The sequence below is a fragment of the Streptosporangium sp. 'caverna' genome, assembly GCF_003203775.1.
In the GTDB taxonomy this organism is placed as follows: Bacteria; Actinomycetota; Actinomycetes; order Streptosporangiales; family Streptosporangiaceae; genus Streptosporangium; species Streptosporangium subroseum.
Window position 1 is genome coordinate 4,791,458 of the sequence record NZ_CP029711.1, and the last position, 26,451, is coordinate 4,817,908.

The 26,451-nt window shown below is 69.4% G+C and carries 24 protein-coding genes; 15 read left to right on the forward strand and 9 right to left on the reverse strand.

What is annotated here, in order from left to right:
* Positions 1-57 precede the first annotated feature (57 nt).
* Together DKM19_RS21095 and DKM19_RS21100 are read left to right on the forward strand one after the other, a co-directional pair.
* Positions 58-1,020, forward strand: a complete 963-nt coding sequence (locus DKM19_RS21095; RefSeq protein ID WP_110697666.1) for a LysR family transcriptional regulator — start codon at positions 58-60, stop codon at positions 1,018-1,020.
* A 183-nt stretch (positions 1,021-1,203) separates the two neighbouring features.
* Positions 1,204-2,205: a serine hydrolase gene (locus DKM19_RS21100; protein ID WP_110697668.1), complete on the forward strand. Its 1,002-nt coding sequence runs from the start codon at positions 1,204-1,206 to the stop codon at positions 2,203-2,205.
* 212 nt (positions 2,206-2,417) lie between these two features.
* On the opposite strand, the gene DKM19_RS52755 is transcribed toward DKM19_RS21100, so the two are convergent.
* The gene (locus tag DKM19_RS52755) at positions 2,418-3,764 is read right to left on the reverse strand and encodes a LuxR C-terminal-related transcriptional regulator (RefSeq protein WP_305000318.1); all 1,347 of its coding nucleotides are present in this window, start codon (positions 3,762-3,764) and stop codon (positions 2,418-2,420) included.
* Between the two features lie 147 nt (positions 3,765-3,911).
* Here DKM19_RS52755 and DKM19_RS21110 point away from each other — a divergent pair, with 147 nt between their 5' ends.
* A complete protein-coding gene (locus DKM19_RS21110; RefSeq protein ID WP_110697671.1) occupies positions 3,912-4,826 on the forward strand; it encodes an NADP-dependent oxidoreductase in 915 nt (304 codons plus the stop codon).
* Between the two features lie 227 nt (positions 4,827-5,053).
* On the forward strand, positions 5,054-5,587 hold the full coding sequence (locus DKM19_RS21115; RefSeq protein ID WP_110697673.1) for a YceI family protein: 534 nt from the start codon (positions 5,054-5,056) through the stop codon (positions 5,585-5,587).
* Positions 5,588-5,990: 403 nt separating this feature from the next.
* Here the strand turns inward: DKM19_RS21115 and DKM19_RS21120 are convergent, their stop codons facing one another.
* The 5 genes from DKM19_RS21120 to DKM19_RS21140 all read right to left on the reverse strand — a co-directional run bounded on the left by DKM19_RS21120 (position 5,991) and on the right by DKM19_RS21140 (position 10,554).
* The gene (locus DKM19_RS21120; protein ID WP_110697675.1) at positions 5,991-7,160 is read right to left on the reverse strand and encodes an MFS transporter; all 1,170 of its coding nucleotides are present in this window, start codon (positions 7,158-7,160) and stop codon (positions 5,991-5,993) included.
* 117 nt (positions 7,161-7,277) lie between these two features.
* On the reverse strand, positions 7,278-7,775 hold the full coding sequence (locus tag DKM19_RS21125) for an aldo/keto reductase (RefSeq protein ID WP_369990586.1): 498 nt from the start codon (positions 7,773-7,775) through the stop codon (positions 7,278-7,280).
* Positions 7,776-7,947: 172 nt separating this feature from the next.
* Positions 7,948-8,985 carry an alcohol dehydrogenase catalytic domain-containing protein gene (locus tag DKM19_RS21130; RefSeq protein ID WP_110697677.1) on the reverse strand — a complete coding sequence of 346 codons (1,038 nt, stop codon included), beginning with the start codon at positions 8,983-8,985 and terminating at the stop codon, positions 7,948-7,950.
* A 267-nt stretch (positions 8,986-9,252) separates the two neighbouring features.
* Positions 9,253-10,026 carry an SDR family NAD(P)-dependent oxidoreductase gene (locus DKM19_RS21135; RefSeq protein WP_110697679.1) on the reverse strand — a complete coding sequence of 258 codons (774 nt, stop codon included), beginning with the start codon at positions 10,024-10,026 and terminating at the stop codon, positions 9,253-9,255.
* Positions 10,027-10,065: 39 nt separating this feature from the next.
* A complete protein-coding gene (locus tag DKM19_RS21140; protein ID WP_110697681.1) occupies positions 10,066-10,554 on the reverse strand; it encodes a MarR family winged helix-turn-helix transcriptional regulator in 489 nt (162 codons plus the stop codon).
* A 115-nt stretch (positions 10,555-10,669) separates the two neighbouring features.
* Here DKM19_RS21140 and DKM19_RS21145 point away from each other — a divergent pair, with 115 nt between their 5' ends.
* The 3 genes from DKM19_RS21145 (at position 10,670) to DKM19_RS21155 (ending at position 16,233) form a co-directional block, all read left to right on the forward strand.
* On the forward strand, positions 10,670-13,894 hold the full coding sequence (locus DKM19_RS21145) for an efflux RND transporter permease subunit (RefSeq protein ID WP_110697683.1): 3,225 nt from the start codon (positions 10,670-10,672) through the stop codon (positions 13,892-13,894).
* Between the two features lie 143 nt (positions 13,895-14,037).
* Positions 14,038-15,468 carry an adenylosuccinate lyase gene (purB, locus tag DKM19_RS21150; RefSeq protein ID WP_110697685.1) on the forward strand — a complete coding sequence of 477 codons (1,431 nt, stop codon included), beginning with the start codon at positions 14,038-14,040 and terminating at the stop codon, positions 15,466-15,468.
* A 30-nt stretch (positions 15,469-15,498) separates the two neighbouring features.
* Positions 15,499-16,233, forward strand: coding sequence for a GNAT family N-acetyltransferase (locus tag DKM19_RS21155; protein WP_204358911.1), 735 nt, complete (start codon positions 15,499-15,501; stop codon positions 16,231-16,233).
* A gap of 153 nt (positions 16,234-16,386) precedes the next feature.
* Here the strand turns inward: DKM19_RS21155 and DKM19_RS21160 are convergent, their stop codons facing one another.
* The 3 genes from DKM19_RS21160 to DKM19_RS21170 form a co-directional block, all read right to left on the reverse strand.
* A complete protein-coding gene (locus DKM19_RS21160; RefSeq protein WP_110697689.1) occupies positions 16,387-17,208 on the reverse strand; it encodes an alpha/beta fold hydrolase in 822 nt (273 codons plus the stop codon).
* Positions 17,209-17,228: 20 nt separating this feature from the next.
* A complete protein-coding gene (locus tag DKM19_RS21165) occupies positions 17,229-17,798 on the reverse strand; it encodes a DJ-1/PfpI family protein (protein WP_110697691.1) in 570 nt (189 codons plus the stop codon).
* Between the two features lie 92 nt (positions 17,799-17,890).
* Complete coding sequence (locus DKM19_RS21170; RefSeq protein ID WP_110697693.1) at positions 17,891-18,634, reverse strand: GntR family transcriptional regulator; 744 nt, start codon at positions 18,632-18,634, stop codon at positions 17,891-17,893.
* Between the two features lie 391 nt (positions 18,635-19,025).
* Here DKM19_RS21170 and DKM19_RS21175 point away from each other — a divergent pair, with 391 nt between their 5' ends.
* The 8 genes from DKM19_RS21175 to DKM19_RS21205 all read left to right on the forward strand — a co-directional run bounded on the left by DKM19_RS21175 (position 19,026) and on the right by DKM19_RS21205 (position 26,451).
* Complete coding sequence (locus DKM19_RS21175) at positions 19,026-20,450, forward strand: extracellular solute-binding protein (RefSeq protein ID WP_110697695.1); 1,425 nt, start codon at positions 19,026-19,028, stop codon at positions 20,448-20,450.
* Positions 20,447-21,397, forward strand: a complete 951-nt coding sequence (locus tag DKM19_RS21180; protein ID WP_110697697.1) for a carbohydrate ABC transporter permease — start codon at positions 20,447-20,449, stop codon at positions 21,395-21,397. Before DKM19_RS21175 ends, DKM19_RS21180 begins: the two co-directional genes overlap by 4 nt.
* Positions 21,397-22,308, forward strand: a complete 912-nt coding sequence (locus tag DKM19_RS21185) for a carbohydrate ABC transporter permease (RefSeq protein ID WP_110697699.1) — start codon at positions 21,397-21,399, stop codon at positions 22,306-22,308. The genes DKM19_RS21180 and DKM19_RS21185 overlap by 1 nt, the downstream gene beginning before the upstream one ends.
* A complete protein-coding gene (locus DKM19_RS21190) occupies positions 22,308-23,375 on the forward strand; it encodes an ABC transporter ATP-binding protein (RefSeq protein ID WP_110697701.1) in 1,068 nt (355 codons plus the stop codon). The genes DKM19_RS21185 and DKM19_RS21190 overlap by 1 nt, the downstream gene beginning before the upstream one ends.
* The gene (locus DKM19_RS21195; protein ID WP_110697703.1) at positions 23,375-24,451 is read left to right on the forward strand and encodes an ABC transporter ATP-binding protein; all 1,077 of its coding nucleotides are present in this window, start codon (positions 23,375-23,377) and stop codon (positions 24,449-24,451) included. Before DKM19_RS21190 ends, DKM19_RS21195 begins: the two co-directional genes overlap by 1 nt.
* 35 nt (positions 24,452-24,486) lie before the next feature.
* A complete protein-coding gene (locus tag DKM19_RS49590) occupies positions 24,487-24,651 on the forward strand; it encodes an FAD-linked oxidase C-terminal domain-containing protein (RefSeq protein WP_162641650.1) in 165 nt (54 codons plus the stop codon).
* 76 nt (positions 24,652-24,727) lie between these two features.
* Positions 24,728-26,188 carry an NAD-dependent succinate-semialdehyde dehydrogenase gene (locus DKM19_RS21200; protein WP_110697705.1) on the forward strand — a complete coding sequence of 487 codons (1,461 nt, stop codon included), beginning with the start codon at positions 24,728-24,730 and terminating at the stop codon, positions 26,186-26,188.
* Positions 26,185-26,451 carry a hypothetical protein gene (locus DKM19_RS21205; protein ID WP_110697707.1) on the forward strand — a complete coding sequence of 89 codons (267 nt, stop codon included), beginning with the start codon at positions 26,185-26,187 and terminating at the stop codon, positions 26,449-26,451. The genes DKM19_RS21200 and DKM19_RS21205 overlap by 4 nt, the downstream gene beginning before the upstream one ends.

Sequence of the window (26,451 nt, forward strand, 5' to 3'; positions counted from 1 at the left end):
ACATGGTGCACTGATACGTCCAATGAGAGTTATTGGTAGGAACTATGCTTGCCGCGCATGGATCTGGTTACAGTGCGCTGGTTCCTCCGCGTCGCGGAGACCGGCAACGTCACGCGGGCGGCCGAGGAGTTGCGGATCTCCCAGCCGGGGCTTTCCCGCGCCCTCGCCCGGCTCCAACATGACCTGCGCGCGCCCCTGTTCGACCGCGAGGGCCGTACGCTCCGGCTCAACGCCTACGGCGCGATCTTCCGTGAGCACGCCGAGCGCCTGGTCGCCACCGAAGACGCGGCCCGGCGAGCGCTCGCCCAGGCCGCCGACCCCGAGCACGGCGAGGTCGGTCTGGCCTTCCTGCACACGCAGGGCAGCGCGCTGGTGCCGGAACTGCTCCGCGCGTACCGGGCCGTGCACCCCCGGGTGGACTTCCGGCTGACGCAGGGCAGCGCCGAGCGCATCGAGGAGCAAGTCGTCCAGGGGCACGCGGACATGGCGATCACCAGCCCCCGCCCGGAGGGTCTGGCGTGGCATCCGCTGGCGACGGAACGACTGAGACTGGCCGTTCCGGCCGGTCACCGCCTGGCGGTCGGGGGCGCGGGGGAGCAGGGGGAAGTGAGCCTGACGGAGGTGGCGGACGAGCCGTTCATCGTCCTGAGGCACAGGTACGGCCTGCGCTCGATCATCGAGAACCTGTTCCGCGAGGCGGGCATCCGCCCGAAGATCGCCTTCGAGGGGGAAGAGACAAGGACGCTGCGCGGTCTGGTCGCGGCCGGGCTGGGCGTGGCGGTGGTCCCGCCGGGCGACGCGGTGGCGGGGGTCGTCGAACGCGAGATCGCGGGCGCACGACGAATGATCGGCCTGGTATGGGTCGCGGATCGCACCCGCCCACCGGCGGTGGAGAACTTCCGCCGCTTCGTCCTCGCCCACGCGGCGGAATACGAGGTCGAGGAACAACGGGACGGCCGGAAGGCCCCGGGAGCGGGGACGCGCGACGGGGGAGCCGACACCGGGGACCTGGCTCGGTAGGGCGGAGTCCGGGCGGACGGTATGGATCACGCGGAGTCTCCTCCGGTGAGAGGTCACAACCCGCTACGCCGTTCCGCGGCCCGTTTCCACCGTGTTCCGGTGGCGCCCGCTGAGCAACCTGCGTTGACTAATCTCAAATTAGTCAACTAGGGTTGCTTAACGCTTCCCGCCCCAGGAGGAAAAATGTCCGCGTCCCATCCCCACCAGGCCCTGCTCCAGCACGTGCTGGAGCAGGCCGTCGCCGGCGGCGGCGGCCCGGGCATCGTCGCCGAACTGCAGGCCGACAGCGCCCACGCGTGGTTCGGCACGGCAGGCGTGGCCGACCTGACGACCGGCCGGCCGCGCGGGCCGGGTGAGCACTTCCGCATCGGCAGCTTCACCAAGGCGTTCGTCGGCACGGTCGTCCTGCAAGCGGCGGCCGAGGGCAGGCTCGCCCTGACCGACACGGTGGCGAGGTGGCTGCCCGGCGTTGTGGAGGAGCACCTCGGCGGCGACGGCACCAGGATCATGATCAAACAGTTGCTCAACCACACCAGCGGGCTACCCGACGCCCTCCCCGGTCAGGAGCCCCCGTCTCCCGAGGAGCCCGGCAAGCGCTTCATCTACTCCAAGGTCAACTACACCCTCGCGGGGATGGTCGTCGAGGGGGCGACGGGCGCCACCCTCGCCGAGGAGATCGAGCGCCGCATCGCCCGCCCGCTGGGTCTGACGGGGACGTACCTGCCGGGCGCCGACAACACGATCCGCGAGCCGCACGCCCGGCACTACTCGAAATCCGACGAGGCCGGCGGGCCCGTGGAGGTCCACGACGTGACCGGCGCGGACCTGAGCTGGGCCGGAGCCGCGGGCGGCATGGTCTCGACGACCTCCGACCTGCATCGTTTCCTGCGTGCCCTGCTACGTGGCCTGCTCCTGGCGCCCGCCCAGCAGCGGGAGATGTTCACCACCGTGCCGACGGAGGGCGCGGACTGGGTGCCGGACACCGCGTACGGGCTCGGTGTCTACTCCCAGCGGCTGCCGTGCGGGGTCACGCTGTGGGGCGGCGGCGGCTACATTCAGGGCTCGGTGACGTACGCGATGGGCGACCGTGACGGCAACGACACCCTGGTGAGCAACCTGAACGGTGACTGGAACGACTTCCTGGCCACCTTCACCGACCTCTACCAGGCGCACTTCCGTCCGTGACCGGGGCCGAGGGACGCGGGGACGGCCGTCGGCGATGAGACGGATCATGGTGAGGGGCGGGCACCATGCGGCCGACCCCCGAGCAGGCCGCCCGCGACCGTCGCGTCAGCGGGGCCTGCGTGGTGTTTCACAGGGCCCGCCCCGCAGACAGGTCTCCGCCTCGGTGAGACGGCCTCCGGCCGACCTCGGTAGGCCGTTTTCGGTCTGGGGACTCAGACCGCCGCCGCGTGGAAGAACGCCGCCGCCTCGCCTCGCGAACCGACCGCGAGCTTGGACAGGATGTTCGCGACGTGGAACTTCACGGTGGACTCGCTGATGTGCAGCTCCTGCGCGATGGTTCGGTTGCGGTGGCCGAGCGCGAGGCGCTCGAGCACCTCGAGTTCCCGCGCCCCTAGACCGGCCAGCGGGTCGGCGCCCGGAGTCTCATACGGCAAGGAGGCGAGTACGGGCCGGGGGATCCTCGTGGCAGCGACCTCGGACAGCGCCAGGGGAAACGTCAGCTTGGTCGTCATCCCCCAGCCGGGCACGGCGTCCAGTTCGAAGGAACCGCCCTGGGCCTCCACCCGCTGGGCGATCTGGCAGGCGCGGAGATCATCATTCAGCACGCCGGGTCCGTCGTCCCGTACGGTCGCCACCAGCTCGGCGAGCCCGAGCTCCCAGCCGACCCTGATCCGCCTGACCTCGCTCTGCCGCAGTGCCGCCAGGACAGCGGCCCGCACGGACACCTTGGCGGCGTGCGCGGTGACCGACGTCAGCGACCTGTCGTTCGCGGGCGGATCCAGTTCCAGCTGGACCGCGCTGTGGCTGAGCAGCGTCTTCAGCGAGTCGGACAGATGACCGAAGGCCTGCCTGGCCGACTCCTCCCACACCGGCGAGGTGCCCCGCGGGGATTCGTTGCGCAGTTCCATGAGCGCGTTGACGGCGAGTTCGACGGCGGTCGACCGTGCGACGGTGTCGTCCAGCCGGTGGCTGCGCAGGACGCCCAGGATCCCGGAGAGCGCGGTCGCGTGCGCCTCGCCCAGTTCGGCGACGGCGTGGGCCCTGGCCTGTGCGACCGCTCGGGACTGGGCCAGCGTGCTCGGTGCGGCATCCGTGACCAGGCGCTCCACATGACTGGTGAGCAGGTCCACCAGCGCCTGCACGGTCAGGAGGACGTTCGCCGGGACGGGAGTGTCCTCGTCGAGGACCATGACAAGGCCGGCGCCCCGGGGAGTGAGATCACTCGCGACGGCGAGGACAGGCCACGGGCCCCCTGCGAGGTGCGCCGTTCCCTGCCACGGGTGGCCCGGGGTGACCTGGGCGACAAGCGCGCCGAGTGCCGCTCCGGTGAGCGTGTCGGTGAACTCCTGGTCGCCCACGGCCGCGACGGGGGAGGAGGCGCACTGGGTCGCCAGGAGGGCGACCGCCCGGTGCGGCACGTCGTCGGCCAGGGCCGCGGACAGGCGGGCGGCCATCTCCGATACCGGGGCATGCATGATCTGCGCGGCTGTGACCAGGGCCGATGACGGTTGTGCGAATCCGGCGTACTTCACGGTGTCAAGCGTACGACGGTGAGTCACCGCCCCTGCCCCGCCCTTCGGCCGGGGCAGAACCGTCCGAAAGGCCAGCGAGATCGCCCCGCGCTCTGTCGATGATGGATGTGCTGGGGCGACCGGCTGTGTGTCCGGCCGGTCGGACGTTGCTGTTCTCACGCTGGAGGTTGACCAATGCAGGCAATAGTTTTCGAGGAGTTCGGTGGGCCCGAGGTTCTCCGGCTCAAGGAGGTCGAGGAGCCCCACGCGGGTCCGGGCGAGGTGCGCATCGCCGTGCAGGCGATCGGCGTCAACCCGGTGGACTTCAAGGTGCGTCGCGGCTGGTTCGAGGATTTCATGCCCACGCCGCTGCCGTCCGTGCCGGGTTTGGAGGCGGCCGGGATCGTCGACGAGGTCGGTGAGGGCGTCACCGGCTTCGCCCTCGGCGACGAGGTCGTGGGCTGGACCAAGGGCGGTGCCTACGCCGAGCACGCCCTCATGGCCACCGTCGTGCACAAACCCGCGGAGGTCGGTTGGGAACAGGCCGTCGCGCTGCCCCAGGCGGGTGAGACCGCGGATCGAGTGCTGCGCGAGCTGGACTTCAAGAAGGGCGAAACCCTGTTGCTGCACGGCGCCGCCGGTGCCGTGGGCACGCTCGCCGTGCAGCTCGCCGTGGCGCGCGGCGGGAACGTGATCGGCACCGCTTCCCCCGCCAACCACGACTACCTTCGCGGACTCGGGGCCGTCCCGGTGGCCTACGGCGAGGGCCTGGTCGAGCGCGTACGGGCGGTCGCTCCTCAGGGCGTGGACGCGGTGTTCGACGCCGCGGGCTTCGGGGCGCTGCCCGACTCGATCGAATTGCGGGGCGGCACGGATCGTATCGTCACCATCGCCGACATGGGGGCCCAGAAGCTCGGCGTGGTCATGTCGCCGGCTGCCAATACGACCCCCGAGGAGGTGGCCGCGGTGATCGGTGCGCAGCTGCGCGGGGTCGCCGACGGCACGCTGCGGGTCCGGATCGACGAAGTGCTTTCGCTGGCCGAGGCGGCGAAGGCCCAGCGCAAGAGCGAGGGCGGCCACGCCGGCGGCAAGCTGGTGCTCGTGCCCTGATCCTGTGCGCCGATGACGTTCCTCGGCGCGATCAGCGCCTGCCGAGCCCGGTGATCGGATGGATCCGGGTGACGCTCCACCGGGCAATCGCCTGCGCACTCACATAACCGACCTCTGACAAGCCGGGGCATGCCAATCCAAGATCGACCGGAGAACGGATGATCTGAAGGGTCGCATGGTCCGCGTGTCCGTCTCACCGTTTTCATGCATCGCTTGAGGAGTTTTCGATGACCCCGGGCCTGACCCAACGCCTGCTCCAGTCCGACACCGCTGTCGGCTCTTGGACACTTGACCCCGCTCGCACGACGGTCCGCATCACCCACAGGACACTCTGGGGCATGGGGACCGTGAAGGCGGCGTTCGCCGACGTGCGTGGTGGCGGCGAACTCAGATCTGACCATTCCGTCGCAGGCGTCATCACCGTTGGTGCGGCATCGGTCGACACCAGGCACGTGAAACGCGACGCACACCTGCGCGGTGCCAAGTTCCTGGACGTCGAAAAGCATCCCGAGATCGTCATGACCGTGCAGTCTGCGCGGACCTCCGGCACGGCACTCGAACTGACCGGCGAAATGGCGATCAAAGGTGTGCGGGAGCCGGTCACGCTGACCGCCGAGATCACCGAGTTGACCGCGAGCACGCTCACCGCGCATGTCACCGGGAGCGTGGACCGACACCGTTTCGGCGTTTCCGGCAACCAGATGGGCATGATCACCGGCTCCGCCACCGTCGACGTCGACGCGGTGTTCACCCGAGTCTGAGCTGGGGCGTCGTCAAGAGTCGTGTCACAGGTGCATGCGATTGCATTGGCCCAGGCCGATGGACTGGGTTGGTGGGACGGCGTAAGCGTTATCGCGGGTGATTCCGGCCCGGTTGCGAGGACCGTCACCAAGGTCAACACGATCGTGCGTACCTGGTGACACGACTCTTCTTAACGGGGTGCGGCCGGAATGCGGTCGACCCCTACTCCCAAATTATTGATCTACATTGTAAAGGCGCCGGGTTTTTTCAAGATCATTTATATGTATCGACTAAAGACTCAGCCCCCGAAAGCAAGCGCCGCAAGCCGTTTGCGGGGGTGAGGTCGGTGTACGTCGCGGACGAACTCCCGGATGCCGGTCCTCGGTGTGGCGGGTTACTCCCGTCGTTCGCGACCCCTCGTCCTCAGGGACGCGTCGCCCGGGCACGGGGACGCAGGGCGCCGGCTGAGGCGGCCATGAACGCGGCGAGGAGGGCGGGGATGCCCAGGGCCACCGGCAGACTGAGGAACTCGGCGGCGCCGCCGATGATGGCGGGACCGGCGACGAGTCCGGCGTAGCCGATGGTGGCGACCTGGGCTATGGCCTCTCCGGCGCGGGCGGGGTCGTGGTTTCCGGCCGCGGAGAAGACCTGGGGAACGATGGTGGCCAGGCCGAGGCCGAACAGGGCGAAGCCGGTGATGGCGACGGGGACGGTGCCGATGAGCAGCGCGGCGCTCAGGCCGAGGGCGGCGATGATGCCGGAGTAGCGGACCAGGCGGACGGGGCCCAGGCGCAGGGCGAGGTGGTCGCCGGCGAAGCGGCCGATGGTCATGGCGGTGGAGAAGGTGGCGAAGCCGAGGGCGGCGAGGCCCTGGGAGGCGCCGAGGTCTTCGAAGAGATAGACGGCGGTCCAGTCGACGGCTGCGCCTTCTCCGACGAGTCCGGCGAAGGCGACGATGCCCATGAGGGCGATCCAGCCGGTCCAGCGGGCTCGGGCGGGTGCGGTGGTGCCGGTGGCGGGCGGAGTGTGGGGCAGGAGGTGGCGTCTGGCGTAGAGGGAGATGAGGGCGAGGGGGATGCCGACGGCGGCGAGGGTGGTGCCGGCGCCGAGATCGAGCCAGGCGAACGAGCCGCCGATGCCAGCGCCGAGGAGGCCGCCGATGCTGAACATGCCGTGGAAGGAGGACATGATCGGGCGGCCGTAGGCGCGTTCGACTTCGACGCCGTGGGCGTTCATGGAGACGTCGAGGGAGGCGTTGACGAGGCCGAACACGAAGAGTGTGGCGACGAGGGCGGGCAGGTTGGGGGCGTAGCCGGGGGGGATGACGGTCAGGGCGGTGATGATGGCGGCGGGGGTGATGAGGCGGGCGCTGCCGAGGCGGTCGGTGAGGCGTCCGGCGAAGCGCATGCCGATGACGAGTCCGGCGGCGACGGCGAAGAGGCCGTAGCTGAGTTGTCCGGCGCTGAGGTCGAGGTTCTGTTTGACCGCGGGGATGCGTGCGGCCCAGGTTCCGGAGACGGCGCCGAGCAGGAGGAAGAAGTAGGACACGGCTCGGCGGGCGTTGACGGCTTGCCGGGTCGTGGTGGGGCTCATGGGCGCCTCTGGGGGTTTGAGGTTCAGGGGCGATATTCAATCATGTCCGGCATCGGTGGGCGGGTCGACGGCAGGGCGTCAGCCGGGAGGGGGTCGGCTGAGCAAACGGGCTCAGCGTCACAGCCCGATCATCTTCATTTGGGCTTCGTTGTGGTGGTCGCCCGCGGCGTCGGCGAGGGCGTCGAGGCGGGTGGTCTGCTCGGGGGTGAGGGTGAGGGCGTCGGCGGCGGTGTTCTCCTCCAGGCGGGTGACGCGCTTGGTGCCGGGGATGGGGACGATGTCGTCGCCGCGGGACAGCAGCCAGGCGAGCGCGACCTGCGCCGGGGTGGCGCCGGCGTCGGCGGCGATGGCCTTGACCTGGTCGGCGAGGTGGAGGTTGTGGTCGAAGTTGGCGCCGGTGAAGCGCGGGTTGGAGGCCCGGAAGTCACCCGCTTCGAAGCGGGTGTCGGCGGTGATGGCGCCGGTGAGGAAGCCGCGGCCCAGTGGGGAGTAGGCGACCAGGCCGATGCCCAGCTCGCGCAGGAGCGGGAGGATCTCGGGTTCGGGGTCGCGGGTCCACAGTGAGTACTCGGTCTGGAGCGCGGTGATCGGGTGGATGGCGTGGGCGCGGCGGATGGTCGCGGCTCCGGCGTGATGCCGAGGTCGACGGCGCGGTGGAGGGTTCGGATGGACTCGGTGTCGTCGCTGCTCGCGCCGCCGTAGGCGAAGGACATGCCCATCATGCCCAGGCCGATTCGGCCGACGGTCAGGGTGCCGAGCGTCACTTGCTCCATGGTGTTTCTCCTCGTCAGGGCTGGCGGATGAGGACCTTGAGGGCCTCGCGGCGGTCCATGGCGGCGTAGCCGTCGGGGGTCTGGTCGAGGCCGATGGTGCGGTCGAAGACCCTGCCCGGCTGGACGGCGCCGGAAAGGACGTCGGGCATGAGCTTCTCGATGTAGGCGCGCGCGGGGGCGGGCCCGCCGGTCAGGGTGATGTTGGCGCCGAACAGGCTGGCGAAGCCGACCGGGGCGTCCTCGTACTGCGGTGCCCCGACCCGGGAGATCACCCCGCCGGCCCGGACCACGCCGACCGCCTGCTCGTAGGCGGGCATGTGGCCGACGGCCTCCAGCACCTTGGCCGCGCCGTGGCCGCCGGTCAGCTCCCGGGCCTTGGCGATGCCCTCCTGCCCGCGTTCGGTGACCACGTCGGTGGCGCCGAACGCGCGGCCGAGGTCGGTGCGGTCCTTGTGCCGTCCCATGAGGACGATCTGCTCGGCGCCCAGTTGCCGGGCCGAGAGCACCGCCAGCAGGCCGACGGCGCCGTCGCCGATCACCACGACCTTGTCGCCGGGGCCGACGTTCGCGCGCTTGGCGGCGTGATAGCCCGTGCCGTACACGTCGGAGAGGGTCAGCAGGTGCGGCAGGAGCTCGGAATCCTCGCCGACGGGCGCCTTGACCAGGGTTCCGTCCGCCAGCGGCACCCGGACGGCCTCGGCCTGGCCGCCGCCGATTCCGCCGGTCGCCCAGAAGCCGCCGTGCAGGCAGGAGGTCTGCAAGCCCTCGCGGCAGAACTCACACGTGCCGTCGGACCAGGCGAACGGCGCGATCACCAGGTCGCCTCGTTTCACCGTCGACACCTCGCCGCCGGTCTCCTCCACGACGCCGATGAACTCATGTCCCATCGGGGAGGCCTCGCCGGCGGGCATCGAGTGGTAGGGGTGCAGGTCCGATCCGCAGATACAGGTCGTCACGACTCGTACCAGGGCGTCGGTCGGCTGCTGGATCACCGGGTCCGGGACCGTGTCGATCCGCACGTCCCCCGCGCCGTACATGAATGCTGCTCGCATATGTCCGCCCTCCTTGACGTCACCGGTCAAAGCCCTACCCGGGCTCCGCAAAACGCGGCCTCCCCGGAGGGCCATCTCCAGCAAACGTCCTTTGACCCGGCAGCGGCGGTGCCTGTCGTTTCCGGTGACGCCAGTACCTGCTTCGGCGGCGAGGCGTGTCGCCTACTGGGTCGCCACCGGCGACCGGCGAACCGCCCCGATCCCGCGCGAGGACCGGCTGCCTGGGGCCTGACCCCCTACGGGAGATCGGGAACGAGGTGAACGGCGTCAGTGGACGGAGAAGCCGCCGTCGACGCAGATGGCCTGGCCGGTGAGGTAGTCGCTGGCCCGGCTCGCGAGGAAGACGGCGATGCCGGCGAAGTCGGCGGGGGTGCCGTTGCGGCCGGTCATGGAGCGGGCGGCGAGGGCTTCGACGCGGCCGGGGACGGCTTGGGCGGGTTCGGTGAGGGGGGTGAGGACGAAGCCGGGGATGACGGTGTTGGCGCAGACGCCGTGGGGTGACCAGGCTTCGGCCTGGGAGCGGGTGAGGCCGGTGATGGCGGCTTTGGAGACGCCGTAGGCGCCGCTGTCGCCGAAGGCGCCGATGGACTGCTGGGAGCCGATGTTGATGATGCGGCCCCAGCCGCGCCGGGCCATGCGGGGGCCGAAGTGCTGTCCGAGGAGGTAGGGGGCGGTGATGTTGACGGCCATGGTCTGGTCGTAGTCGTCGGGGGTGAGGTCGCTCATGGGGCGGCGGATGTTGTTGGCGGCGTCGTTGACGAGGATGTCGATGTCGCCGAAGAAGGTGGAGGCCTGCCGGCACAGGCGGGTGACGTCGTCGCGGTCGGCGAGGTCGGCGCTGACGGATGCGGCGTGGATGCCGAGGTCGTGGAGGTTCTGGGTGGCTTCGTGGAGTTCTTTGGTGCGGCGGGCGGCGATGACGACCGCGGCGCCGGCGCGGCCGAGGGCTTGGGCCATGGTGTGTCCGATGCCGGAGCTTCCGCCGGTGACGAGGGCGACGCGGCCGGTGAGGGAGAAGAGGTCGTCGAGGTATCCAGGCATACCAAAGGAACCTATCATCCTACCTTTGAATGGCATCCCTCACTGCGAGGTGGCGGCGTGATGCTGGATCTTGTCCATCTGAAGGGTGATGGCGGCGTCCTGGATCTTGTCCATGACGTTGGAGAGGTCGTGCAGGGTCGCGGTGTCGAGGCACTGCAGGAGACGGCGGAAGTCGGCGAGGCCGGTGTCGGCGATCTGCTCGGTGAGGGTGCGCCCGGCGGGGGTGAGCTTGACGCGGCGGACGCGGCGGTCGTGGACGTCTTCGCGGCGGGTGACGAGGCCGTGGCCGACGAGGCGGTCGACGATGCCGGTGACGGTGCCGAGGCCGACGCCGAGATGATGGGCGAGATCCTGGCCGGAGGCGGAGTCCTGGTAGGAGAGGATCATGACGACTTTGAGCTGGCGCATGGTCAGGTTGGAGTCGAAGAGCGGTGAGGAGGAACGGTCCTGGGCGAGGAGTCGTCCCAGGTCACGTTGCATTTCACCGATTCGGTCGATCAGCCGGTCGCGTTCGTCGTCCACACTCACCTCTCGCTTCCTGAGAAGGTTATCAGGATCACACGACAACGCTAAATATTCGTATGAAGCGAAGTGTTAGTCTGGGGCGAATCTTACGATGACGTCCCCCTAGGAGCCCGCCCCCATGACCGCCCTGGCCAGGTTGAGCCTTGCCAACCGCAGCCTCGTCATATTGATCGCGCTCGTGCTGAGCGCGTTCGGCGCCTTCGCGATCCCGTCGCTGAAACAACAGCTGCTGCCGTCGCTTTCGTTCCCGGGCGCGTTCGTGGTCGCCCCCTACCAGGGGGCTTCGCCCGAGATCGTCGAGGAGCAGGTCACCAAGCCGATCGAGAGCAGCTTCCAGGGCATCGGCGGGGTCACCGAGATGACCTCGACCTCCAGGGAGGGGATGGCGCAGGTCCAGGTGTCGTTCGAGTACGGCACCGACATCGACGCCGCGGTCACCGAGATGCAGCAGGCGGTGTCGCGTATCGGCGCCCAGCTGCCCGCCGGGGTGGATCCGCAGGTCCTGACCGGCGGCACGGACGACATCCCGGTGCTGGTGCTGGCGGTGGGCGACGGCGGCGACCAGCGGGACACGGCCGACACGCTTGAGCGGGTCATGGTGCCGGCGCTGCAGGGCATCGACGGTGTCAGCGAGGCCACGGTGACCGGCACCCGCGACGAGGTCGTGGTGATCACCCCGGACGTCAAGAAGCTCGCGGCGCACAGGCTGGCGCCGACCGCGGTGACCGACGCGCTGCGCGCCAACGGCCAGCCGGTGGCGGCGGGCAGCCTGACCGAGGACCAGACGTCGCTGACGGTCCAGGTCGGCAGCCGGATCACCACGCTGCAGGAACTGAAGGACCTCTATCTCACGCCTGCGGCCGCGCCGCAGGTCGCTCCCCAGTCGCCGCAGGGCCGTACGGTGCCGGGGCAGCCGGTCGGGCAGGTGCAGCAGCGCCCGCCGGCGGCGCCCAAGCCGGTGAAGCTGAGCGAGGTGGCGACGGTTGAGCGGGCGCTGGCCGAGAGCACCTCGCTGACGCGTACCAAGGGCGAGCCGAGCCTGGGCGTGTCGGTGACCATGTCCCCCGACGGCAACGCGGTGGCGATCTCTCACGCGGTGCGCGAGAAGCTGAAGGACCCGGCGATCACGCAGGCCATCGGCGGGCCCTCGCAGGTGACGGTGGTCTTCGACCAGGCGCCGTATGTGGAACGTTCGATCGAGGACCTGGCGACCGAGGGCCTGCTGGGCCTGGCCTTCGCGGTGCTGGTCATTCTGATCTTCCTGCTGTCGGTGCGCTCCACGCTGGTGACGGCGGCGTCGATCCCGCTGTCGGTGATCATCGCGTTGATCGCATTGTGGCTGGGCGACTACTCCCTCAACCTGCTCACCCTGGGCGCGCTGACCATCGCGGTCGGGCGGGTGGTCGACGACTCGATCGTGGTCTTGGAGAACATCAAGCGGCACCTGGGCTACGGCGAGGAGAAACGCAAGGCGGTGCTGGCGGGTGTGCGTGAGGTGAGCGGCGCGGTGACGGCCTCGACGCTGACCACGGTGGCGGTGTTCCTGCCGATCGCGGTGGTCGGGGGCATGGTCGGGCAGCTGTTCGCGCCGTTCGCGATCACGGTGACGGTGGCGCTATTGGCCTCGCTGCTGGTGTCGCTGACGGTGATCCCGGTGCTGGCCTACTGGTTCCTGAAGGCGCCGGTGCTGAACGCCGAGGAGGCGCGCGCGGTACGGGAGGAGGCCGAGGCCAAGGAGCTGCGCAGCCCGTTGCAGCGGGCCTACCTGCCGGTGCTGCGTTTCGCGACGAAGCGGCGGCTGGTCACCCTGCTGGTCGGTATTCTGATCTTCGCGGGGACGATGGGCCTGGCGGGACGGCTGGAGACCAACTTCCTCGACTCCACGGGGCAGGACACCGTCTCCCTCAGCCAGAAGATGCCGCCCGGCACGGATCTGGCCACGACGGACGCGGCGGCCAAGAAGGTCGAGCAGGTGCTGGGCTCCCTCAAGGACGTGAAGGCCTATCAGGTCAACGTGGGAGGCGGCGGCGGATTCCTGGGCGGGTCCGGCGGGGGCGGCGATCGTGCCTCCTACTCGGTGACGGTCGCCGAGGGCGCCGACTCCTCGGCGCTGGAGGAGACGCTGCGTGAGCGGCTCAAGGCCGTCACCGACGCCGGCGAGATCACCGTGGGCGGCGGTCAGGGCGGCCCGGGCGGTGCGACCAACCAGCTTCAGGTGATCGTGCAGGCGCCGGACACCGAGACGCTGAACAGCGCGGCCGAGACGGTGCGCGCGGCGATGGCCGGTGTGGGCGGGCTGCGGGACGTGGCGTCGAACCTGGCGGCCAGCGCGCAGCGCATCGAGGTGCAGGTCGACCGTGAGAAGGCCGCGGCCAAGGGGCTGAGCGAGACGCAGATCGGGCAGCTGGTGGCGCAGCAGTTCCGCGGGGCGCCGCTGGGCCAGGTCACGCTGGACGGGCGGACCGGTGACCTGATCATGCGCAGCGGGGACGCGCCGGAGAGCCTGAAGGCGGTCGGCGCGCTGGAACTGCCGACCGCGGCAGGCATGGTGAAGCTGTCGGACGTGGCGACGGTGGCGAAGGTCGACGGGCCGACGCAGGTGACCCGGATCGACGGTGAGCGCAGCGCGACGGTGTCGGGTACGGCCACCGGCAGTGACCTGGGCAGTGTGACCACGGCGCTGACCACGAAGCTGGACGCGCTGTCGCTCCCGGCCGGGGCGACGTTCACCATCGGCGGGGTGAGCGCGCAGCAGGACGAGGCGTTCGGGCAGCTGGGGCTGGCGATGCTGGCGGCCATCGCGATCGTCTTCATGATCATGGTGGCGGCGTTCCGGAGCTTCGCCCAGCCGCTGATCCTGCTGGTGTCGGTGCCGTTCGCGGCGACCGGTGCGATCGGCATGCTGCTGATCACCGGCACGCCGCTGGGGATCCCGGCGTTGATCGGCATGCTGATGCTGATCGGCATCGTGGTGACCAACGCGATCGTGCTGATCGACCTGATCAACCAGTACCGCGCGCAGGGACTGGGCATCGTGGAAGCGGTGATCGAGGGCGGCCGGCGCCGACTGCGGCCGATCCTGATGACCGCGGTCGCGACGATCTTCGCGTTGATCCCGATGGCGCTGGGCCTGACCGGGTCGGGCGGGTTCATCTCCCAGCCGCTGGCGATCGTGGTGATCGGCGGCCTGCTGTCGTCGACGCTGCTGACGCTGGTGCTGGTGCCGACCCTGTACGTGATGCTGGAGCGGACCAAGGAGCGTCTGCGCCGCAAGCCGAAGGCCGGCAGGCACGAGGCCGAGGTGAAGGTCTACGACGCCGAGGAGCTGACGCCGGCCCACTAGGGTCCTTCGCCTCTCGCCTCTCGCTGCCTCACCGATCGCCGTACGGCGCGCGCCACTCGCGCCGCCGTACGGCGATCGGCCGTTTCGGCGGTCGCCGCCCCTGCGTGGGCCGGACCGTGCGGGGCGCAATACAATGAGGGAACGTGACTGCCAAGCCGCGTATCCCCAATGTCCTGGCCGCCCGCTATGCCTCGGCGGAGCTGGCCCGTCTGTGGTCTCCCGAGTACAAGGTGGTGGCCGAGCGGCGCCTGTGGCTGGCCGTGCTGGCCGCGCAGGCGCGGCTGGGGGTGGAGGTTCCCGAGACGGCGGTGGCCGACTACGAGAAGGTCATCGACCAGGTGGACCTGGCCTCGATCGCCGAGCGCGAACGCCTGACCCGCCACGACGTCAAGGCCCGCATCGAGGAGTTCAACGACCTGGCCGGGCACGAGCACGTGCACAAGGGCATGACGTCGCGGGACCTGACCGAGAACGTCGAGCAGTTGCAGATCCGCGACAGCCTCGTCGTGGTGCGCGGGCGGTGCGTGGCGCTGCTGGCGCGGCTGGGAGCGCTGGCGGCCGAGCATTCGGGCACGGTGATGGCCGGCCGGTCGCACAACGTGGCGGCGCAGTCGACGACGCTGGGCAAGCGGTTCGCCTCGGCGGCCGATGAGCTGCTGGTGGCGTTCGCCCGGCTGGAGGAGCTGATCGCCCGCTATCCGCTGCGCGGTATCAAGGGGCCGGTCGGCACCGCCCAGGACATGCTGGACCTGCTGGGCGGGGACCGGGCGAAGCTGGCGGAGCTGGAAGACGGGGTGGCGGCGCACCTGGGGTTCGCGCACCGCTTCACCAGCGTCGGGCAGGTCTACCCGCGTTCGCTGGACTACGAGGTGGTGACGGCGCTGGTCCAGCTGGCCGCCGCCCCCTCCTCGCTGGCCAAGACGATCCGGCTGATGGCCGGGCACGAGCTGGTCACGGAGGGCTTCCAGAAGGGCCAGGTGGGCTCTTCGGCGATGCCGCACAAGATGAACACGCGCTCGTGTGAGCGGGTCAACGGGCTGACGGTGATCCTGCGGGGTTACGCCTCCATGGTCGGGGAGCTGGCCGGGGACCAGTGGAACGAGGGCGACGTGTCGTGCTCGGTGGTGCGGCGGGTGGCGCTGCCGGACGCGTTCTTCGCCTTCGACGGCCTGGTGGAGACCATGCTGACCGTGCTGGCGGAGTTCGGGGCGTTCCCGGCGGTCATCGCCGCCGAGCTGGACCGGTATCTGCCGTTCCTGGCGACGACGAAGATGCTGATGGCCGCGGTGCGGGCCGGGGTGGGCCGCGAAAGCGCACACGAGCTGATCAAGGAGCACGCGGTCGCCTCGGCGCTGGCGATGCGCGAGCGGGGCGCCGGCAACGAGCTGGTGGAGCGGCTGGCGGCCGACGAGCGCTTCCCGCTGGACCGGGCGGCACTGGAGCACCTGCTGGGAGAGCGCATCGCTTTCACCGGCGCGGCCGCCGAGCAGGTCGAGGCGGTCGTGGCGCGGATCGGTGAGATCACCGCCCGCTATCCGGCCGGCGCGGCCTATGTCCCCGGCGCGATTCTCTGAGAAGGGCGCTCGTCGGTGGAAGGCCGTGCTGTGGAGTTGACCGCGACCGGCGACGTGGTCGCCGCCTGCGACGACGACACGATGATCGTGTGGGCGGCGCGGGGGATGGGCGCCGGGGTGCGGGCGTGGGCGCTGGGGGAGGCGGTGGCGGTGGCCAGCCCGGATCTCAACCGCCGTGACCGGCTGACGGTGCGCGGCCCCGCGCCGCAGGTGGCCCGGCTGGTGGGGCTGGTGCGGCCGGAGCTGGACCCCTCCTACCGGCTGCTGGGCGACCGGGCGTTGCTGGGCGAGCTGGCCGAGCGGGTGCCGGGGGTGCGGACGCTGGCGTCGTTCGAGTGGATGGACGCCACCCGCCCGCCGCCGCCCGCGAAAGCCCCGGCGGCGGGCGGGTGGCTGGAGGGCGCGGAGCGGGAGGTGAGCGCCCTGCTGGCCGAGGCCTCTCCCTCCTCGTGGGCGACTCCCGGGGTGGCGGGAGTCCGCCGCTGGGCGGGACTGCGCGCCGAGGACGGGACACTGGTGGCCACGGCCGCCGACGCCTGGTCCTGCCCGCAGGTCGGGTTCGTCGCCGGAGTGGCCACCGCCCCCTCCCACCGGGGCCGGGGCTACGGGGAGAGGTTGTGCCGGTTCGTCTTTGAGGCACTCGTCGCCGGGCACGGCCGGGTCGCGCTGATGGTCGAGACCGGCAACCACCAGGCGATCAGCCTGTATGAGCGGCTGGGACTGCGGCTCCGCCCGGTCGCCGCCGCGACCCTGGACGGCGCCTGAGGGCTCCGCGCCGACCGGCGATCAGGGCGGGCCGCCCCGGTTCGGCCGCTGCCTCGTCATGGCTCGGTTCTCGGGGAGGGCGCTGGCTTCTGCGCGGATCACGCCTGCTCATGCTGATCTGCTTGAGTACGGGCTGCGGACCTGTCGCGGCGATCAGTGACCTCGTTCCCGGCCGAGGAAGCACGACAGGAGTCGCCTGAAGTCGTGCGGGTGCTCGAGCGCCGGCACGTGCCCGCATCGGCCGAGCACGTGCAGACGGACATCGGCCAGGTGTTCGAGCAGGGGCAGGGCCGCCGTCCCGAGCGGGGTGACCCGGTCCTCGGCGCCGTGGACGAGCAGCACGGGCGCGCGGACCCCTGCCAGCGTTTGCGCCGAGAGGGTGAGTTCGTCGGCCCAACGTGCCCTAGGCGGAGGGAACAACGACGCGAACGCGGCCGCCCCCGCTCGCATCGCAGCTGCACGGGCGGCGACGGCGGGCTCGGTCACGAGCGCTTGGTCGAGGACGAGGCGACTCAACATGTCTCGTGCCCCGAGCGGGCCGGCGGGGGCGGCCCAGACCGCGTCGAGCTCGGCGGACAGCGGCGCCCCGGGAGCGCCCATCGTCGAGACCGCCACGACACGGGTGACCTGCTGGGGACGCGCGGCCGCCAACGCCAGCGCCACGGCACCGCCCATGGAGTGGCCCACCACGGCGTAGTGCTCGACACCGAGAGCATCCATCAGGCCCGCGGCCTGCTCCGTCCACAGCCGGAGCAGGCCCCTGGAGCCCGCCGGGATCGGTGTACGGCCGAACCCCGCCTGGTCAGGAGCCACCAGGTGCCAGGACGTGCCCAGCGCCTGTGCCGTCGTCGCCCAGGCTCCGGATCCGGTCGTACCGGGTCCGGAGCCGTGCAGCATCAGCACCGCGGGCCCGGTGCCGCTCTCCATGACGTGGACGGGGGAGCCGTCGACTGTGACGGTCCGAAGTGCCGTCACAGTCGACAGATCCGGTGTGCTCATGCCGATGCGGAGTTGATGGACTTCGAAAAGACCTCCATCATGGCCCTGCCGAACTGCGGCATGTCCGGCCACCCTCGGCAGGAGACGAGGTTGCCGTCCACGACGTCGGGAGCGTCGACGACCGTCGCGCCCGCGTTCTCCATGTCACCGGTGATGGGGGGGAAGCACGCCGTCTTTCGACCCTTCAACAGCCCGTACACCGCCGGCACCTGCGCGCCGTGGCACACCAGCGCGATCGGGAGGTTGCGCGCGAAGAAGTGCTCGGTGATGCGCCTGACGTCGGCGTCGACCCGGATCCACTCGGGGGCGCGTCCCCCGGGGATGATGAGGGCGTCATAGCGCTCGACGTCGACCTCGGCCCAGGGCACGTCGACCGGCAACTTTCGGCCGTTCTTCTCCACGTAGGCGTCGGAGTTGGGGTCGAACTCGTGGATGACCAGCTGAACGTCACGCATCGTCCGTGACGAGACGTCAACGTCCCAGCCGCCCTCCTGCACGCGATAGTAGGGATACATGGTGTCGAGCTCCTCGGCGGCGTCGCCGGTCAGAAGCAGCGCTCTGGGCACCTACTTCTCCTCGCATCTGGGGCGGATGAGGTGAATCAGATCCGATCCGATCCGATCCGATTGGGTTAGCATTCCTCGGCCCAGCCCGCCCGTCAAGCCTTTACCGCCATTCCGTCCGCGCCCTCGGCCTCGTCGAACAATCGTCGGAACCGCTCGCCGGACAGCAGGATGTGCCGGCGCATGGCGTAGGCGGCGGCGTCGGGGTCACGCGCGGCGATCGCGGCCAGAACCGCTTCGTGCTCGGCCATGGCCAAGTGGGTGACCTGGGTGTCGTGGAGAAGCCGGAACAGGTGCACGTGCGTGTGCAGGCGGGCGAGCGCTTCGCGGATGACCTGGTTCTCCGCGCTCAGGGCGACGAGATCGTGAAAAGCGGCGTCGCGTAGCCCGAAGGCGCCATAGGCCATGGGCCCGTCGCCCCCCTCCAACTCCGCCATCTCCTCCAGCATCCGTCGCAGACCGGCCACCTGCTCCGAGGATGCGCGTTCGGCGGATCTGCGCGCCGCTGCCGGCTCGAGGAGCAGGCGGAGCTCAAGCATGTCCTCGAATCGATGACGGGTTATTTGGGGGGGAATGCGATAGCCGGCATGGGGCACACGCACGACCAGGCCTTCGGCCTCCATGCGGTTCAGAGCGTCTCGGATCGGCGTCTGCGAGACCCCCAGCTCTCGCGCCAGGACGTCGATCGTGACGCGGGAGCCGGGCTCGATCCGTAGCGACATCAGCTGTCCGAGCAGCGTGTCGTACACCTCGTCGGCAAGCCGGCCGCGAGATCTTCCCGGCGGCATTCCGCCCGTCACGGCCTCACGGCGCCGCGCGATCATCACTTCGTCGTCCATCGTGACGTGAGGTCCTTTCTTGCGTCTTCGGGAACCTGTTGACATCGGTCGCAACGCTGAGGGATGCTGACGCCCACCTCAGATCGTATAGGAAAGGTGATGGATGCCCCCCATCCTTCACTCAACGCGGAACCGCCCTCCATCGCTCTGCTTCGATCAGTCGGAGCTCCCATGAGCATGCTCGACGTTCCCCTCGGTTCGCCACCGGGCCACCCGAGGACCGAAGGACTTCTCGACCGCCTGAAGCCCCATCACGTCGCGGCGTACTCGTGACGCCGGTCTGCGGGTCAGCCCCTGCGACAGCCGGCAACACGCCTGAACAACCCAGCAACTGCTCGGCGAAGCACGCAGCAAGGCTCCAGAAGTCCCCACCCAGAAAGCAGGCAAGAAGATGCGGCATCCACAGCGAATAGGACGACTGTCCGTTCCCGGTCGAAAGGTGCAGCTGGCGACGGCGGCCATGCTGGTGGCCACGACCCTGGCGGCTTGCGGCCAGGACGACGGCGCTCAGGCGAGCGCCCCCAAGGCACCGGCGACCATCCCGGAGCTCACCAAGGACCCGCTGACCCTCAGTTTCATCTGGTTCGACTGGCCCCCCGCCCACGCGCTGGAAGACTTCGCGAACGCGGAGTACACCAAGCAGCGGTCGAACGTGACCATCAAGGTCAACACCGTGCCGAACGCGAACTGGCACGACGCGATGTTCACCCAGTTCGCAGCGCACAAAACCGACTTCGACATCCCGATCCTGGACTCGCAGCACATCGGCGAGGCCGTGACGAACGGCAACATCCTCGACCTCACCGACTTCGTCAAGCAGAACATCGACGTCAAGGCCTACAACCCGTACCTCCTGGCCGCCTACGGCCAGTACCCCCAGGCGGAGACCGGGAAGCGCGACGAAAACGCCAGCCTGTACGGACTGCCGCTGCTGGGCGACACCTGGACGATGATCTACCGCAAGGACCTGATCGGCGACAAGCCGCCGCAGACGTGGGACGAGATGATCTCAGTCGCCGCGAAGTGCCAGGCGGACAACCCCGGCGTCAGCGGGCTGGCTTTCCACCAGGCCAACGGCTCCGACGCCGCGGCCGTCACCTACAACACGGTCAACGGCGTCTACGGCGGCAACCTCTGGGACCCCAAGGCGCGCAAGATCGACGGCGTCATGAACGACGCTGCGGGCCAGGAGGCGATGGACGTCCTGGTCAACAAGATGAAGCCGCTGACCGCCGCGGGCTCCGGCAACTGGTTCATCGACGAGGTGAACGCGGCGGTCGCCCAGGGCAAGGCATGCATCGCGTTCAACTGGATCGCCGCGAGCGGCGGCCTGCTCGACCCGAAGCAGTCGACGCTCGGCACCACGCGGGAGGAGATTCTCGGCAAGCTGGGTTTTGCCACCCTGCCGACCCAGAAGACGAACCTGGTGCCTCTCGGCGGCATGGGGATGCACGTATCGGCCTACTCCCCCGCGGCGAACCAGGCGGAGGCCCTGAACTTCATGAAGTGGTTCGAGCAGGCCGACGTCCAGAAGAAGTGGGCCGCGGCCGGTGGCGTGCCGGCGCGTACGGACGCCCTGGAGTCGTCCGAGTTCCTCGATGCCGGGCCGTTCAACCAGGTGTACGCCGACTCGGTTACGCGAATGCGGGACATGTGGAACGTGCCCGAGTACGCGCGCCTCGTCGACATTGAGAACACCAACGTGAACGCGGCTCTCAACGGCGCGAAGAATCCGAAGGACGCGCTCAACGACATCGCCAAGGAGCAGCAGGGCGTCCTCGACTCCGGCAACCGCAAGGGCGGCGGCGGACTGTGAGTGGTTCCGTCCCTCTGACGACCGACCACCCCGGGCAGGTGGCGTCCGCGACGCCGCCCGCACCGGGCTGGTCCCGCCGGTTGAGCGACCGCTGGCTCGCCGTGGCCTTCATCTCCCCGGCGCTGCTGCTGTTGCTCGCAATGTCGGTGTTTCCGTTGCTGTGGGCGTTGTACCTGTCTTTCACCGACTACTCGGCCACCCGCGGAGGGTCGGCCCATTTCGTCTGGTTCGAGAACTACACCGCCATCCTGACTTCGGCGCAGGTCCACCTGAGGGCCTTGACGACGTTGCTCTACGTGGTCGGCGCGGTCGCCCTGCAGACCGTGCTCGGTTTCGCCATCGCCTACCTGATCTCACGGCGCACGCACGGGCGAGGACTGCTGACCACTCTGTTCCTGGTTCCGATGATGCTGTCGCAGGTCGTGGTCGGGCTGTTCTGGAAATTCATGCTCGACGCGCAGTTCGGCGTGATCAACAGCATGCTCGGCTCGCTCGGTCTGGGGCAGGTGGAGTGGCTCACCCGGCAGCGAACGGCATTGATTTCCCTGATCGTGGTCGACACCTGGCAATGGACGCCGTTCATCATGCTCATCGCACTTGCGGGCCTCACCGCGGTCCCCAAGTACTTGTACGAGGCCGCCTCGATCGACCGGGCGTCCGAGTGGTTCCGGTTCCGGTTCATCACTCTTCCGCTGGTGTGGCCGCTGCTCCTCATCGCCGTGTTGTTCAGGGCCATCGAGGCCTTCCGGCTGTTCGACCTCGTCTACATCCTCACCAGCGGGGGTCCGGGGGTCTCCACCGAGACGTTGTCGTTCCACGTCTACAAGGTGGCGTTCCTGGGCTTCAACACCGGAACCGCCTCGGCATACGGGATCCTCATGGTCCTCATCGTCATCGTCCTCACGCAGCTCTACCTGCGCTACTTGAACAAGCTCAAGGAGGACTGATGGCCGTCTCCGTCGACGAGGCCGTGTCCACAGGTCCTGTCCGGGATCGCACGCCCGCCGCGCGCCGCTTCGGCTTTCGGGGCCGCTCCGTGCTGGAGATCGCGCTACTGACCGTGCTGGCCGTCGTGATGCTCTTCCCGGTGCTGTGGATGATCGAGACGTCCATCAAGGAGAACCGGGACGTCTATGCCATCCCGGCCAAGTTCTTCGACTTCACGGTCACCTTGGAGCATTTCAAGGACGTGTTCGTCGCCTCCGGCGGCGGTCGTTCGACCTTGTCCGTCGCGTTCCTCAACTCCGTCGTGGTCGCCGGGGTCTCCACGGTGCTGGCCACCGTGCTGGGGGTCCCGGCGGCCTGGGCCTACTCGCGCTTCTCCGTGAAGGCCAAGAAGGACCAACTGTTCTTCATCCTGTCCACCCGCTTCATGCCGCCCGTGGTGGTGGTGATCCCGATCTTCCTCATGTACCGCCAGGTCGGACTCATCGACACCAAGCTCGGCCTGATCCTCATCTACGCCGCCTTCAACGTCCCGTTCACGATCTGGATGATGAAGGGGTTCGTCGACGAGGTGCCCGCGGAGTACGAGGATGCCGCCATGCTCGACGGCTACACCCGCTTGCAGGCGTTCTGGAAATTCACCCTTCCCCTGCTCGTGCCCGGTATCGCCGCGACGGCGGTCTTCGCCCTCATCTTCTCGTGGAACGAGTTCGTGTTCGCCATCTTCCTTACCTCCAGTGACACCGTGCGGACGGCCCCACCCGCCATCGCCGGCCTCATCGGTGGAACCACTGTGGACTGGGGTCTCGTGGCCGCCGCCTCCGTGGTGTTCGCCCTACCGGTGCTCGTCTTCGCCTACCTGGTGCGCAAGCACCTCATCGCCGGTGTGACGCTCGGGGCGGTGCGACGCTGATGGCGGGCATCGAGGTGACCGCCCTGCACAAGCGCTACCCGGACGGGACGGTCGCGGTTGAACACGTGGACCTGTCCATCGGCGACGGCGAGCTGTTCGTGATGCTCGGCCCTTCGGGTTGCGGCAAGACGACCACGCTGCGGGCCATCGCCGGCCTGGAGAGGCAGACGACGGGCGACATCCGCATCGGCGACACGCTGGTCAACGACCTGCCGCCCGCTGAGCGCGACATCGCCATGGTGTTCCAGTTCTACGCTCTCTACCCGCATCTGAGAACCCGCGACAACCTGGCGTTCCCACTGCGGGCCGAGGGCCTGCCCAAGCCGGAGGTGGAGGAGCGGGTCAACGAGGCCGCACGGCTGATGCGGCTCGGTCCGCTCCTGGACCGGCGACCGAGCCGGCTGTCCGGCGGGGAGCAGCAGCGCGTCGCGCTTGCTCGCGCCCTGGTGCGACGACCGCGTGCATTCCTCATGGACGAGCCCCTCACCAATCTGGACGCGGAGCTGAGGGCGGACATGCGCACGGAGATCAAGCACCTGCAGGGGGAGTTGGGGACGACGATGGTCTACGTCACCCACGACCAGGTCGAGGCGATGTCGCTCGGTCACAGAATCGCCATCCTCAACAAGGGCCGCGTCGAGCAGATCGGCACGCCGCTGGAGGTCTACGACCGTCCGGCGAGTCTCTTCTGCGCCGCATTCATCGGTTCCCCGCCGATGAACCTGATTGAGGTGGAGGCGGCCGACGGGCAGCTGCGCAGTAAGGGCGGACTGGTCCTCACGCCACCGCCAGGCCTGCCGCGCGACCGTGGCCTCGTCGCAGGCGTCCGGCCGGAGGCGCTGGAAGTCACAGAACCAGGAGCGGAAGGTTCGGTCCCGGCCCGCGTGGTCTCGGCGGAGTGGCTGGGCGACGAAATCATCTACGTGGTCGACTACGGCGGTCAGCGCGACGTACGGGTTCGGATGGCACCGACTGTCCGTTTCGCCGGTGACGCACCGGTCGGGCTGCGGCACACCGGCGGGCCCCCGGTGGTCTACGACGTGAGCACGGAAGAGCTGGTGGCCTGATGGGAACCGTGGCAGTGCACGGGCTGTGCAAGTCCTTCGGCAAAGTCCAGGCTCTGGACGACGTGACGCTCGACGTGCCGGACGGATCGTTCTTCGTCGTGCTCGGACCCTCCGGGGCAGGCAAGACGACGACCCTGCGAGCGATCGCCGGCCTTGACAGGCTTGACGCCGGGTCGGTGCATCTGGACGGGAGGGACGCGACCGGTGACGCCCCGGCCGAACGCGACCTGGCCATGGTCTTCCAGAGCTACGCCCTCTACCCGCGACACACGGTGTACGAGAACATCGCTTCGCCGCTGCGGGCACGCCGCCGTTCTTCGAGCGAGATCGCCGCTGCCGTCGAGCAGATGTCGAGCCTGCTGCACATCGAACGTCTGCTGCAGCGTCGTCCGGCGCAGTTGTCGGGCGGTGAGATGCAGCGTGTCGCCCTGGCCCGGGCGCTGGTCCGCAGCCCGCGCGCGTTTCTCATGGACGAGCCGCTGACGAACCTCGACCTCAAGCTCCGCGTCGAGATGCGCACCGAGCTCACCCGCATCCACCGGAGCCTCGGAGCGACCTTCGTCTACGTGACCAACGACCAGGTCGAGGCCCTGTCCATGGCCGACCAGGTCGCGGTCCTCAAGGAGGGGAAGGTGCAACAGGTCGGAACGCCGACCGAGGTGTACGAGCGTCCGGCCAACCGGTGGGTCGCGGGATTCGTCGGGAGCCCGCAGATCAGCCTGCTCGCCTGCCACGCCGAGGGAGATCGTCTGGTCGGTGCGGAAGGCTGGACGCTGCCGCGGCCCCGCTGGACCACGGCCGAGGACGGTCGTCCGCTGCTGCTGGGCCTGCGCGCGGAGGACCTGTCCGTCGAGAAGCGTGGGAACGCGTCGTTGTCGGGTGAGCTCTACGGCCTTGAGCCGCTCGGTGACCGAACGGTGGTCGACGTCCGAGTGGGGACGGAGATCCTCAAGGTCAAGGCACGACCCACCGTCACCGGTACGCCGGGCGAGCGGCTGCAGGTCACGGTCGACCTGGACCGTGCGCACCTGTTCGATGCGGGCACCGGGCTGGCGCTGTCCGAGGCCGGGAGGTAACCGCGCAGGGCGGCGACGTCACCATGCGCCCGCACGTGGCAATCGAGCCTCGGCCGACCGTCACCGGTGAGCACGGCCTGACGACGCTGAAGCAGCCATGGCCCGGGAAGGCGATCGGTGGCGCGGGGCGTCGCCCCACGGCCAGGGCCAAGGCCACGTTCGACCCGCTCGGCAACCTCGACCCCGACGGGGTCGTGTGAGCCGTTCGTCAACGCGTGTGGCGCGATCGCCGAGGTCACGCCGGACATCACCAAGAACATCACAGGAGGCGACGCGATGAGTGACCCGATGAACGTCCTGGCCCCCGAGCACCGGCGGCTCCGGATCGGCGACGCCTGGCGCGACGCCGCCGGCGGAGCCACCTTTGTCGTCGAGGACCCGGCCACCGGCAAGACCATCGCCGAGGTGGCGGACGCCGGCGTCGTTGACGGGCTCGCCGCTCTGGACGCGGCGAGCAAGGCGATGACGGAATGGGCGGCGACCCCGCCGCGAAAACGGTCAGAGTTGTTGACCGCGACGTACCGGGCACTGACCGAGCGATCCGAGGAGGTCGCCCGGCTGATAACGCTCGAGATGGGCAAGCCGCTCGCCGAGGCTCGGGGAGAGGTGGCCTACGGCGCCGAGTTCTTCCGTTGGTTCGCCGAGGAGGCGGTGCGCGTCGAGGGGCGCTACAACACCGCTCCCGCCGGTGGATATCGCATCCTCACCGTGCCGAAGCCGGTCGGACCGTGCGTCTTCGTGACGCCCTGGAACTTTCCGCTGGCCATGGGGGCCCGCAAGATCGCTCCTGCGCTGGCGGCGGGCTGCACGACGATCACCAAGCCGGCAGCCCAGACGCCACTCACCATGCTGTTCCTGGCCCGCATCATGGAGGAGGTCGGCGTTCCCCCGGGCGTCGTCAACGTCGTGACGACCAAGCGTGCCGGCGAGGTGGTCTCAGCACTGCTCGCCGACCGTCGGACCCGCAAGCTTTCGTTCACCGGGTCGACCGAGGTCGGACGCGTGCTGCTACGACAGGCGGCGGACAACGTGCTGCGCACCTCCATGGAACTGGGCGGCAACGCGGCCTTGATCGTGTGTGCCGACGCGGACCTGGACGTCGCGCTCGACGGCGCCATGGTGGCCAAGATGCGCAACATCGGGGAGTCCTGCATCGCGGCCAACCGAATCTACGTCGAGGAGCCGGTGCGCGAGGAGTTCACGGCGCGCTTCGCCGAGCGGATGGGCGCGCTCTCGGTGGGCCATGGTCTCGACGACGGCGTGGACGTCGGGGCGTTGATCGACGAGGCCTCGGTCACCAAGATCGACGAGCTTGTCGCCGACGCGGTCAATCGCGGCGCCCGTGTCCTGGTGGGCGGCGAGCGTCCGGATGGGCCGGGTTGCTTCTACCCGCCTACGGTCCTCGTCGACGTGCCCGAAGACGCGCGGATGCTGGAGGCGGAAATCTTCGGCCCGGTGGCGCCGATCATCTCGTTCACGTCCGACGACGAGGTAATGGCGAAGGCCAACGACACCGAGCACGGCCTGGTCGGATACGTCTTCACCCGTGACCTCCAGCGGGCGCTCCGGTTCGCCGAGGGGCTGGAGACGGGGATGGTCGGCATCAACCGTGGTCTGATCTCGGACCCGTCAGCCCCGTTCGGAGGCGTGAAGCAGTCCGGGATCGGCAAGGAGGGGTCGCACGAGGGCATCCTTGAGTACCTCGACGTCACCTACGCGGCGATCGACCTACCGTGACCGGCCCGCCGCTCCGGGTGCCCGCCGAGGATCACCGCGCCCCGTGCACACCTGACCTGAACGGCCTCCACACGCGGAGCGGGACCCGGGCCACGGCCGGCACGAATCCGCTGGACCCGAGGACGCCCGGGCACGACCGAGTCTGGGAGCCCGGCGCGCGCCTGCGCCACCCGGCAGCCAACCTCGCCGACGCCGTCCCGGTCTCGCAGGTGACCTGGACGTCCGCCCAGCACATCACCGCCGACGTTCCAGAGAGGCACTGA